This is a genomic window from Streptomyces sp. NEAU-W12 (assembly GCF_026242095.1).
Taxonomy (GTDB): domain Bacteria; phylum Actinomycetota; class Actinomycetes; order Streptomycetales; family Streptomycetaceae; genus Streptomyces.
In genome coordinates this window covers 1-10,569 of sequence record NZ_JAPJDM010000060.1, presented here as the reverse complement: position 1 = coordinate 10,569, position 10,569 = coordinate 1, and the positions used below count along the sequence as shown (strand labels likewise).

At 72.5% G+C, this 10,569-nt stretch carries 12 protein-coding genes and 1 pseudogene; 7 read left to right on the top strand and 6 right to left on the bottom strand.

Annotated features, from left to right (window positions below; all coding sequences use genetic code 11):
* Positions 1 to 172 (bottom strand): ATP-binding cassette domain-containing protein (locus tag ORI94_RS34590; RefSeq protein ID WP_266082999.1); only part of this gene is annotated, 172 nt, incomplete at its 3' end.
* Between the two features lie 457 nt (positions 173 to 629).
* Positions 630 to 2,783, bottom strand: a complete 2,154-nt coding sequence (locus ORI94_RS34585; protein WP_266082997.1) for a S9 family peptidase — start codon at positions 2,781 to 2,783, stop codon at positions 630 to 632.
* Between the two features lie 180 nt (positions 2,784 to 2,963).
* Between ORI94_RS34585 and ORI94_RS34580 the strand changes: the two genes are divergently transcribed.
* From ORI94_RS34580 to ORI94_RS34570, 3 genes are all read left to right on the top strand, one after another.
* Entirely contained in the window at positions 2,964 to 3,158 is a 195-nt protein-coding gene (locus ORI94_RS34580; RefSeq protein WP_042172665.1) for a hypothetical protein, read from the top strand.
* A gap of 86 nt (positions 3,159 to 3,244) precedes the next feature.
* A complete protein-coding gene (locus tag ORI94_RS34575; protein ID WP_266082994.1) occupies positions 3,245 to 3,736 on the top strand; it encodes a hypothetical protein in 492 nt (163 codons plus the stop codon).
* A 47-nt stretch (positions 3,737 to 3,783) separates the two neighbouring features.
* Complete coding sequence (locus ORI94_RS34570; protein WP_266082992.1) at positions 3,784 to 5,199, top strand: amidase; 1,416 nt, start codon at positions 3,784 to 3,786, stop codon at positions 5,197 to 5,199.
* Between the two features lie 181 nt (positions 5,200 to 5,380).
* Here ORI94_RS34570 and ORI94_RS34565 read toward each other — a convergent pair whose 3' ends face one another.
* Entirely contained in the window at positions 5,381 to 6,361 is a 981-nt protein-coding gene (locus ORI94_RS34565) for a zinc-binding dehydrogenase (RefSeq protein ID WP_266082990.1), read from the bottom strand.
* Positions 6,362 to 6,509: 148 nt separating this feature from the next.
* Between ORI94_RS34565 and ORI94_RS34560 the strand changes: the two genes are divergently transcribed.
* Both ORI94_RS34560 and ORI94_RS34555 read left to right on the top strand, forming a co-directional pair.
* A complete protein-coding gene (locus tag ORI94_RS34560; protein ID WP_266082988.1) occupies positions 6,510 to 6,794 on the top strand; it encodes a hypothetical protein in 285 nt (94 codons plus the stop codon).
* Positions 6,795 to 6,896: 102 nt separating this feature from the next.
* Positions 6,897 to 7,025, top strand: coding sequence for a hypothetical protein (locus ORI94_RS34555; RefSeq protein ID WP_266082986.1), 129 nt, complete (start codon positions 6,897 to 6,899; stop codon positions 7,023 to 7,025).
* Between the two features lie 174 nt (positions 7,026 to 7,199).
* Here ORI94_RS34555 and ORI94_RS34550 read toward each other — a convergent pair whose 3' ends face one another.
* Both ORI94_RS34550 and ORI94_RS34545 read right to left on the bottom strand, forming a co-directional pair.
* The gene (locus ORI94_RS34550; RefSeq protein WP_266082984.1) at positions 7,200 to 7,409 is read right to left on the bottom strand and encodes a DUF397 domain-containing protein; all 210 of its coding nucleotides are present in this window, start codon (positions 7,407 to 7,409) and stop codon (positions 7,200 to 7,202) included.
* A complete protein-coding gene (locus ORI94_RS34545) occupies positions 7,406 to 8,290 on the bottom strand; it encodes a helix-turn-helix domain-containing protein (RefSeq protein ID WP_266082982.1) in 885 nt (294 codons plus the stop codon). The genes ORI94_RS34550 and ORI94_RS34545 overlap by 4 nt, the downstream gene beginning before the upstream one ends.
* Before the next feature lie 155 nt (positions 8,291 to 8,445).
* On the opposite strand from ORI94_RS34545, the gene ORI94_RS34540 reads away from it, so the two are divergent.
* The gene (locus ORI94_RS34540) at positions 8,446 to 8,976 is read left to right on the top strand and encodes an ATP-binding protein (protein ID WP_266082980.1); all 531 of its coding nucleotides are present in this window, start codon (positions 8,446 to 8,448) and stop codon (positions 8,974 to 8,976) included.
* 228 nt (positions 8,977 to 9,204) lie between these two features.
* Positions 9,205 to 10,179 (top strand): helix-turn-helix domain-containing protein, encoded by a 975-nt coding sequence (locus tag ORI94_RS34535; protein ID WP_266082978.1) that lies wholly within the window; start codon positions 9,205 to 9,207, stop codon positions 10,177 to 10,179.
* A gap of 22 nt (positions 10,180 to 10,201) precedes the next feature.
* On the opposite strand, the pseudogene ORI94_RS34530 reads toward ORI94_RS34535, so the two are convergent.
* Positions 10,202 to 10,569: pseudogene (locus ORI94_RS34530) on the bottom strand (IS701 family transposase); the annotation flags it as partial.

The window sequence follows — 10,569 nt, the reverse complement described above, 5'->3', positions numbered from 1 at the left end:
TGGAGAGGATCTTCACGGCGGTGGTCTTGCCGGCGCCGTTCGGCCCGAGCAGCGCGAACACGGACCCGGCCGGCACCGCCAGGTCGATGCCGTCGAGGACCGTCTTGTCCCCGTAGGCCTTGCGCAGCCCCTTGGCCGCGATGGCGGGAGAGTGCGATGTCGTTGTCGTCATGCCGCAGAGGTTGCGGCAGGGCGCGTTCAACGCGGTTTCAGGATGCTTTCAGCGCCCTGAAACCGGGCGGCGGAGGGTGCGGTGCCCTACCGTCTCCCCGGGTGCGACCGGTGGCGTCCCGCCGGGTGGTGCAGCCGGTCGACGGAGCGGGACGCGCAGGTCACGCCGCGGGACTTCGGCCGGCTGGGGCACTCCGGGCGCCCGACCGGGCCACACTTCGTGTGCCGCGCCCACGGGGGGATCCCCGCGGGCCGGGTACCGGAGGGCGAAGCTCAGGATCGCTCACACCATCCCGCGGCCTCGCGGCCTCGACGCGGCTGCGACGGCGGGAAGGCCTCCTCGGCGGGGGCGCTGCCCCGTGGTCCCACGGCCCGGGGCCGCCGGCGGTCGGGTTCCGCCGGCGGTCGGGCCGTGGTGAGGGCCCCGGGCCGTGGTGACGGCCGGGTCGCGGCGGTGGTCAGCCGTGCGCCGCCAGGCCCAGCGAGCGCCTGAGGAAGTCCAGCTGGAGGCGGAGCAGGTTCTCGGCGACCTCCTCCTGCGGGGTCATGTGCGTGACGCCGGACAGGGGCAGCACCTCGTGGGGGCGGCCGGCCGCGAGGAGGGCCGAGGACAGGCGCAGCGAGTGGGCGACCACGACGTTGTCGTCCGCCAGGCCGTGGACGATCATCATGGGGCGGTGCGGTGCGGCGGCGTCGACCAGGCCCGCGTCGTCGATCACCGAGTTGCGGCGGTAGGCCTCCGGCTGCTCGTCCGGGTGACCGAGGTAGCGCTCCTGGTAGTGGGTGTCGTACAGGCGCAGGTCGGTGACCGGGGCCCCCACCACGGCCGCGTGGAAGACGTCCGGCCGGCGCAGCGCCGCGAGGGCGGCCAGGTAGCCGCCGAAGGACCAGCCCCGGATGGCGACGCGGTCCAGGTCGAGCGGGAAGTCGGCGGCGAGGGCCTGGAGCGCGTCCACCTGGTCCTGGAGGGTGACCGCGGCGATGTCGTCCCTGACGGCCTTCTCCCAGGCGGGGGAGTGGCCGGGGGTGCCGCGGCCGTCGGCGACGATCACCGCGAAGCCCTGGTCGGCGAACCACTGCGAGGTCAGATGGGGGTTGTGCGCGGCCACCACGCGCTGGCCGTGCGGGCCGCCGTAGGGGTCCATGAGGACGGGGAGGGAAGTGTCGCCGTGGTAGTCCGCCGGCATAAGCACGGCGCACGGAATTTTGCGTGCGCCCCCCTGGGTGAGCGTCACCCGGGGGGACATACCGGGGTCTTCGGCGTGGGAGCGGACAGTCGCCGTCGGTTTCCCGTCACGCAGGACCCGCGCCCGTGTCCCCGGCCGGTCCGGCGTCGCGGACACGAGTACGGTCACACCCCCGGCGCGTACCGCGGAGTGCACGCCGGGCTCCTGGGAGACGCGCTCCACGCCCAGTTCGTTCACCCGGTAGACGTGCACCTCGCCGATCTCCGGCCCGCCGTCCGCCGCCCCCGGCCTCGGCCCCGGCTCCGCTCCCGCCGACGCCGACACCAGCACGTCGTCGTCCGACACGTCCAGTACCGCGCGGATGTGCAACTGCGGTCCGGTCAGTGGGCGTTCGCCGACGGCGAGTCGTCGGGCACCCCCCTCGTCGGTGATCCGGACCAGCTGCCCCGAGGGGCTCCAGCACGGCACTCCCGCGAAAAGATCCAGCCAAACTGGATCTTCGTCGGCGTGCACCATCCGGGTCGCCCCGGTGTCCGGGTCCACCGCCAGGAACAGCTGACTGCGCTGGTCGCGCGCCTGTACGAGCAGGAGTGGCGCACCCGCCGCTGACCAGTGCACATGCGCCATGTACGGGTACCGCGCCCGGTCCCACACGACCTCCGTGCGCGCCCCGTCGAGCCCGATCACGAACAGCCGCACCTCCGCGTTCGCGGTGCCCGCCGCCGGGTACGCCACCCGTTGCGGCTCCCGTCCCGGGTGCGCCGGATCGGAGATCCACCACCGGCTCACCGGCGTGTCGTCCACGCGTGCCACCAGCAGCCGGTCCGAGTCGGGCGCCCACCAGAAGCCCCGCGAACGCCCCATCTCCTCGGCCGCGACGAACTCCGCCAGACCGTAGGTGACGTTCTCCGCCTCGGGGGCGGCCAGCGCGCGGTCCTCCGTCCCCTCGGCGCCCACGACCCGCAGCGCGCCCTGCGCGACGTACGCGACGTGACACCCGTCGGGTGACGGCCGGGGGTCGATCACCGGTGTGGGAGTGGTCAGTTCACGCGCCGTCCCGGCCCGCAGCTCGGCCGTGAAAAGCCGCCCTGACAAGGAGAAAGAGGCCAACTCGACCTGTGCGTCGGTGGCGTAGCCGACGATGCCGGCGCCTCCCTCACGGCTGCGTTCGCGCCGCGCCCGCTCCTGGGGCGACAGGCTCTCCGCGGCGCCGCCCAACAGGGCGTACGGGTCGGCCGCCACGCGCTCCCCGCCGTCCTGGGGGTCGAGCACCCACAGCGAATTCGCCCGGTCCGTACCGGAACCCGAGCGCAGGAACACCACCCGGGAACCGTCGGGTGCCACGGTGAACGATCGCGGCGCGCCGAGCGTGAACCGCTGGGTGCGGGCGTGCCGTCGGGGGAAGGAGTCAGCGTCAGTGGTCATGCCATGACCATATTGGCCATGCGCCCCCTTGTGCGGCCGTGCGCCGATCGATGCGCACGTACCGATAGTTATGATCGTTGGCGCATAGTGGGTATGAACCTGCTGGCTGCTGTACGGATTTATCTGCCCCCATATTCCTACCCCCCCCTGTCGTCCTGGGATCCTTGGAGGTGAGCCGCCGTGGCACTCTCGATTTCGGCGGTAGTGCTGCTGGCGATCATCGTCTTCCTGCTGATCAAGAAGTCGGGCCTCAAGGCGGGGCATGCGGTCGTCTGCATGCTCCTCGGCTTCTACATGGCGTCGTCGACGATCGCGCCCACGATCAGCGAGCTGACGACCAACATCGCGGGGATGATCGGCAGCATCAACTTCTGACCGGCCGGCCCCGCCCGGCCCGGCTCCGGGCTCCTGCCGGGCTGCCGGCGCACCGGGCGGGCCCGGACGGACCCTGGGACGGGCGTGTGAAGGAAGCCGGGCTGCTCGCTGTCACCGGGCTCCTTGCGGTGTGGCTGCTGTGGAGTCTCCGGAACCTCTACCGCATCCCCGTCGGCCTGTGCGACGGATCGTGGCAGCGCCCGCTGTGGTGGGCGCGCCTGTGGTCCCTCGCGCTGTTCGTCGGCTTCGCGGCCTGGCTCCGGGGAGCGCTCAGCGGCGGGCTCGACATCGGTGAGACGTGCGCGTACACCCATCACCAGACGTACGACGGCGCCTACCGGTCGGCCCGTTCCGAGGAGTTCCGGAGGCTGTTCCCGCTGCACAACAAGTGCAACGCGGAGTACGACCTGGTGCCGGGGTGGGTCAACCCGACCGTGGTGAACTGCGCCGCCTTCGTGCTGCTCGCCACCGCCGTGCTGCTGTGGTTCGGCATCGCGCGTCTCGCCCGTGGTGGCGGGTCGCGGACGGTGACGGAACGACTCGTGCGTGTCGACCCCTCGCTTGTTACTCGTTGGTAAGGAATGATGGCGGGCCAGCATCCACGCGTTCAGGGGCGGAGCCGGCGATGACGACTTCCGAGGAACAGACCAGGGTCCACGCCTTCCGGGACGACGCCCTCGGCGACCACGACGCCGTCGGGCTCGCCGAGGCGATCCGGCGGGGAGAGGTGAGCGAGGCCGAGGCCGCCCGCGACGCGGCGGCACGGGTCAGGGCCGTGGACGCCCGCCTCCACGCCGTCCAGGTGCACGTCGACGCCCCGGACCACGGCTCCGGGCCGGCCGGTGCCCTCACGGGGGTGCCGACCTTCGTCAAGGACAACACCGACTACCGGGGACTGCCCACCGGACACGGCAGCGCCGCGTTCGCGCCGAAGGACGCGCGCCGGCACGCCCCGTTCGCCCGGCAGTTCGTCAGTACCGGCGTCACGGTGCTCGGCAAGACCCGGCTGCCCGAGTTCGGGTTCAGCCCGACCACGGAGTACGAGGACGCCGCGCCCGTCCGCAACCCGTGGCACACGGGCCACTCGGCGGGCGGCTCGTCCGGCGGCAGCGCGGCACTCGTCGCCGCCGGGGCGGTGCCGATCGCGCACGCCAACGACGGTGGCGGCTCGATCCGGATCCCCGCCGCCTGCTGCGGACTCGTCGGGCTGAAGCCCACCCGCGGCCGGATGGTCCCGAACGCGCAGGGTCGCCAACTGCCGATCGACGTCGTCACCGACGGCGTGGTGAGCCGCTCGGTACGGGACAGCGCCGCGTTCCTCGCCGCCGCCGAGCAGCACTGGCGCAACCCGAAGCTGCCGCCCGTCGGCCTGGTCGAGGGCCCCTCGGAGCGCCGGCTGCGCGTCGGCCTCGTGGTGGACTCGCCGACCGGCGTTCCCTCCGACGCCGCGACCCGGGCGGCCGTCACACGGACGGCGCAGCGGCTGGAGCGGCTCGGCCACACCGTGCAGCCGGTCCAGCTGTCGATCGACCCGCGCTTCACCGAGGACTTCCTCACCTACTGGGGCCTGCTGTCGTTCCTGATCGGCGCCACCGGCAGGACGCTCGGCCCGGACTTCGACCGGCGCCGCATGGACGGCCTCAGCCGGGGCCTGCGCGAGACGTACGTGCGGAACTGGCAGCGCACGCCGGGCGTGGTGCGGCGGCTGAAGCGCACGCGGGAGCCGTACGCGGCGGCGTTCCGCGGACTCGACCTCGTCCTCTCCCCGGTCCTCGCCCACACCACGCCCCCGCTCGGCCACCTCGCCCCGAGCGTCCCCTACGCGACCCTGATCGACCGCATCCTCGCCTACGTGGCGTTCACCCCGGTCAACAACGTCGTCGGAACGCCGTCGATCTCGGTCCCGGCCACGAGCACGACGCCGGACGGCCTCCCCGTCGGCGTCATGTTCTCCGGCCGTCCCGGCGCCGAACGGACCCTGCTGGAACTCGCGTTCGAGCTGGAGGCCGACCAGCCGTTCCGGCGGGTCCAGGACCTCTGACGGGCTCGCCGGACAGGTGGGGCGGGCAGGTGGAGGACGTGAACGGCCGGGAGCGGCGAGGGGCCGCCCCTGTGCGGATGGCGGAAGCGCCGTCAGCGGTCCCGACGAAATGGCCGGCGGGCGAGGTCGACCGGTGTTCTCGTGAGACCACTGTTTCGGCTGGACCAACGCCGGCCGTCTCTCACCAGTGGGCGTCGGGGACGAGGGCGACCTTGCCTGTTGTCGCCCGCGTCCGCAGGGCGGCGTGCGCCGCGGCGGCCTGCGACAGGGGGAAGGTCTGGAAGGCGGGCACCAGACTCCCGTCGGCGGCCGCCGTGAGCGCGCGGGCCTCGTCGGCGGGCGCGTTCTGGCCCTCCAGCAGTAAGGCCAGTGCGTCGGTGAAGTGCACACCGCGCTCCTTCAGTTCCGCCTCGCCGGGGCGGAACTCCTCGCGTGAGGCCGCGCCGATGGTGATGTAGCGTCCGCCCTCGGCCAGCAGCCCGAAGGCGGCCCGTCCCTTGGCGCCCTCGACACCGTCCAGAACGGCCGTGACGCCGCGCCCGCCCAAGGCGTCGCGGACGGTGCCCGCCCAGCCCGGCTGGTTGTAGTCGACGGCGATGTCCGCTCCCAGCTCCCGCACGGCCGCCGTCTTGGCCGGTCCGCCCGCCGCGCCGATGACCGTGGCGCCGAGGCGGTGGGCGAACTGGACGACCAGCCGGCCGATGCCGCCGGCCGCGGAGGTGACCAGGACCACGTCGCCGGAGGTGAGTTCCGCGATGTCGAGCAGGCCGATGGTGGTCCTGCCGGTGACGACCATGGTGGCGGCGGCCTCGTACCCCAGTCCGGCCGGAATCCGGTGCAGGGACGAGACGTCGGCGACGGCGAGCTCGGCGTAGCCCCCCGGCCTGCCGTGCGCGGTCACCACCTTGGCGCCGGTCCAGGCCTCGTCCACATCCGGCCCGACCGACTCGACGACACCGGCCACCTCTCCCCCGAGGATCGCCGGAAGTCCGGGAAGCGGCGGGCCGATCTCCAGCCCCTCGCGCATCGCCGTCTCGATCTGGTGGACTCCCGCGGCCCTCACCGAGACGCGGACCTCGCCCGGTCCCGGTACGGGGTCGGGCACGGTCTCGTAACGGAGGTTCTCAGCGGGTCCGAACTCGTGCAGCACGACGGCGCGCATGACTGTTCCTTCCGGTAGATCTGCAGAAGAACACCCACTCTGCGACCTCTACTTCACTTGAGGTCAAGTCTTTCGCGACGGGCACCTCCCAGCGGTGATGCTCTCCACGCGACGGCGCAAGCCCCATCGGGCAGCGGCGGTTTCAGCCGTGACCCATCACGCCCGGTGGCACAAGGACCCCGCTCGGACCCGCCCCTCACCCGGCGAGCACAACGGGCAGTCCCTCGCCGGCAAGCGCGGCACCGAACTGGAGAAGCACCACCGGACGGCCCTGGAACACCTGGGCAGCCGGCCCCACACCACCATCGGCACGATCTTCGCCGAGGCACAGAACCGGATCACCAAGCCCGCACTCCTCGAGAAGCCCGCCGCCGACCTGATCGGCCGCGAGGACTGGACGGACATGGAAACCGACCTCGAGGGCGACGCCTGAGAAGGCCTGTCCAACAAGGGTGCCTCGGACACCAGGACCGGCGCCGGCCAGCACCTCGCGCTCAAGCAGCGCCCGCTCACCCACGCCCACCCGGACGACTTCGTGGCGGCCTGCCGGCCGGGCGAGCCCTCGTCGTCCCGCGTCGGGGCCGAGGGCGGGAACGGGCCGTTCAAGAAGTTCGGCTACGAGGACCTGGTCGCCCGCGACAAGGTCAACCGCGACATCACGTGATGAAGGCCCCCGCCCTCGACGACGCCGACAGCGGGCTGCCGCCCGAGGTGATCGCCGAGGAGATCGTCCGCGACCTCCGGTCCGCCCTCAACGAGTTCACCGCCCTCGCCCGTTCCCTGGGCAGCGAGGTGGACGTACCGGAGGCCGAGGCCGAGGCCGAGTGGGAACGGCCCGTCAGCCCTCGACCGCGTACGGCACGAAGTCGGCCCACGCGGCGGGGGAGAAGGCCAGCCGGCCGCCCTCCACGTCCTTGGAGTCACGGACGTGGAGGGTGCCGGGCTGGGTGGCGACCTCTACGCATGAGTCGCCCTCACTGCTGCTGCTGTAACTGCTTTTGAACCACACCAGGCCCGAGGCGTCCCCGGACGAGGGCTTGCGGATCATGTCTCCCCCAGCAGTTGCTCGATGGCCGCGGCTGACTCACGAGGCGTGAGGGCCTGCGCCCGGATGATGCCATACCGGAGTTCCAGGATACGGAGCTGTCTGGGTTCGGAAACCGGTCGGCCGTTGGCAACAGCCATTGAGCGCCCCACCATTGAGCCGTCTTCGAACTTCAGCACCTCGATGCCACCAGCCAGTCCGGCATGCTCCTCACGATTCATCGGCATCACTTGCAGTTCGACGTTACGCAACTGCCCCACTTCCAGCAGGTGCTCCAACTGATGACGGAGCCTGGCCTGTCCACCCAAGGGACGCCGGAGCGCCCACTCCTCAAGGACGAAGCTGAGTTCAGGAGCAGGGTCACGCTCGAAGATGCTCTTGCGGGCCACGCGCGCGGAGATGAACCGCTCGACTTCTTCCGCAGAGTAGGCGGGGCGCCGCATGAGAAGCAGCCCCCGCGCGTAATCGGGTGTCTGCAACAGCCCATGGATGTTCAAGGGGTCGTAGAGCTGAAGCTCCACCGCCCGCCCCTCCATCTGAGCCAGATCCCGCACCTTCTTCGGGTACCGGACCTTCTTCACGTCCTCCTTCATCGCAGCGATGAGCCCACCGGCGTTGAACACCTCGTCCGCCATGTCCAGGTACTCGGGCCGGGGGATGCGCCTGCCGCTCTCGATCTTGTAGACCAGATCGGCGCCGTAACCCACCGCCACCGCGAAGTCGCCGACCCGCATGCCCGCCGCCTCCCGGCGGAGTCTCAACTGCCGTCCCACGGTGGCGACTGCCGCGAGTGCCCAGTCGTCGTCGGGGTCGACCTCCCACCCCGGTTCGTCCGTCCGGTCCGCCTCGGTCGTGACCCGTACCGCCTCGCCGTCCACCGACATGCCGTGCTCCTCCGCTGTGTCGCGCCGTACCGTCACGCGGTGCCGGCGGGGGCCGTTTCGACACTTCGGACAGGGCCGGGCAAGCCCTGGACGGTCACCGTACGCAGCAGCGCGATTACTCTCCACGGTACGTCCGGTCGGCCACGCTGAGTGACGTGAATCAGAAAACTCGGGAGATCGCCGGGACGGACACCCGACCCGGCCACGAAGTCCGCCACGCCACGATGCTGTTGTCGTCCACCCCGCGCGGGGCCCGGCTGGGCCGCCTGCTCGCGGTGGACGCGCTCCGGAGCTGGGGCCTGCGCCACGAGGCGGCGGGCCATGTGGTGGCGGAGCTGGCGGCCAACGCCGCCACGCACGGCCGGCTGCCCGGCCGCAGCTTCCGCCTCACGCTGTACGTCGTGGGCTCCACGCTCCGCATCGAGGTCACCGACACGCGGGGCGACCGGCTGCCCGCGCGGCAGGAGCCCGCCGCGGGGGACGAGTCGGGCCGTGGGCTGCTGCTCGTGGAGGCGCTGGCCGACCGCTGGGGGGTGGTGGAGGGGAGGTTCCCGCGGAAAACCGTGTGGGCCGAACTGAGCCTCGCGGCCCCCCCCCCCCCCCCCCCCCCGGCCCCGGGGGGGCCCCAAGTCCCCCGCGCCCCACGGGAACCCCCCCCCAGGGGTTCGGGGGCCGCCGACGGCTGAAAGACAAAGAACGCGGGGGAAAGAACCCCCACCAAACCCCACCCCTCCCGCCCGTGGCCCGCGCTCACTCGGGAGGGTGAACATCCCGGGTCCGGCTGGATTTCGGGGCCCGCCAGGACCGAGGCTCGGCCCAACGCAGGACCCACACCGACAGACACGCGACGGCCCCCGCCGGGACGGCAATCCCAGGGCGAGGGCCTGACCACCGAGGAAGCGAGAACCTTCCCGATGGGTATCCAGAACCCTAACGTGCCCCCGCGCGCCCAGGCCCGTGTCCCGGGCGACAAGTCCCCGAACCGGGGGCGCCGTACCGGCGGGCTGGCCCACGACAACACCCGCCACACCGCCCGCTTCACCGTGATCGGCAACCACCTGGCCCAGCACGGCGAACTCTCGCTCCTCGCCATCGGGCTCGGCACCCACCTCCAGTCACTGCCGAAGGGCGCCCCCGCCGACATCAGGACGCTCGCGGCCCGTTTCCCCGAGGGGGCCACCCGGATCGCCGCCGCCCTGCGCGAGCTGGAGACCCACGGCTACCTGCGCCGCGAACGCGTCCGCACCCCCGCGGGCCGGATCGTCACCCGCACCACCTCGTGCAACCAGCCGACGGCGGCCCGCCACGGCACGGGGAAACCCGCCGCTGCCTCCGCCCCCGCCGCTGCCCCGGCCCTCACCGTCGGCCCTCCGGCCGCCCCCGCCTCCCCGGTGGCGGCGGAACCGCAGCGGAGTGAGGCGTGCGAGGAGCGCACGCAGCCAGAAGCCCGCGGAACGCGCGCGCCCCGCAAGCCGCTCCCGGACGTCCCGCACCCCGGCTGCTCCGTCCCCGGGCTGTTCCAGGCCGCCGCCGACCTTCTCGCGGACCTGCATCGCCGCAATCCCCACCTGCTGCTCTCCGCCGCCGACACGGCCCACCTGGCCCCCGGAGTCGCCGCATGGCTGGAGCGGGACGTCACCCCCAGCGCCGTACGCCATGCCCTGAGCGCCGACCTGCCGCCCGAGGGCGTACGCCGTCCCGCCGCTCTCCTGGCCCACCGCCTGACGGCCCAGCTGCCACCCCCGCCCCCGTTCCGCGCACCGGCCGGTGCGCCGCCCGTCGAGACCAAGGTGCGCAACTGCGACGGCTGCGACCGCGGCTTCCGCGCCCCCGTCCCGGGCCCCGACCGCTGCCGCGACTGCCGAACCGAGTGCGAGGAAGCCGCCTAGTACTCCAGTGCGGTTTCGTGATCTACCCAGCGGATTCGTCGGCGGATCGTCGTCGGTAGTGGCTGCGGCGGGCTGTTGCCTGGTGGCGTGTGCGCCAGTGGGACCAGTGCAGCAGTCTGCCCGCGGTCACGGCCGGTGCCGTGAGGACGGCGGCGAGCAGGTGGCGGATCTCGGGGACGGTCAACGTGATCGGGTCGCTGCCGCGGGTGGGGTGGTGCGGATCGGCGGTCCGCTTCGGCGGCGCTGCGCCGGCGGCGAGGGCTGTCAGAAACGCCAGCGCGAGCATGGCGAGCGTGATGTGCCGGTGCCAGGAGGTCCAGTGCCTCACCTGGTAGTGGTCGAGTCCGACCTGGCCCTTGGCGGCCTGGAAGCACTCCTCGACGCTCCAGC

What these genes read in the sequence shown, in the direction of transcription:
- ORI94_RS34585 (WP_266082997.1), bottom strand. Translation starts at nt 2,783, where the DNA reads ATGACCACTGACGCTGACTCCTTCCCCCGACGGCACGCCCGCACCCAG.
- ORI94_RS34570 (WP_266082992.1), top strand. Translation starts at nt 3,784, where the DNA reads ATGACGACTTCCGAGGAACAGACCAGGGTCCACGCCTTCCGGGACGAC.
- ORI94_RS34565 (WP_266082990.1), bottom strand. Translation starts at nt 6,361, where the DNA reads ATGCGCGCCGTCGTGCTGCACGAGTTCGGACCCGCTGAGAACCTCCGT.
- ORI94_RS34550 (WP_266082984.1), bottom strand. Translation starts at nt 7,409, where the DNA reads ATGATCCGCAAGCCCTCGTCCGGGGACGCCTCGGGCCTGGTGTGGTTC.
- ORI94_RS34545 (WP_266082982.1), bottom strand. Translation starts at nt 8,290, where the DNA reads ATGTCGGTGGACGGCGAGGCGGTACGGGTCACGACCGAGGCGGACCGG.
- ORI94_RS34535 (WP_266082978.1), top strand. Translation starts at nt 9,205, where the DNA reads ATGGGTATCCAGAACCCTAACGTGCCCCCGCGCGCCCAGGCCCGTGTC.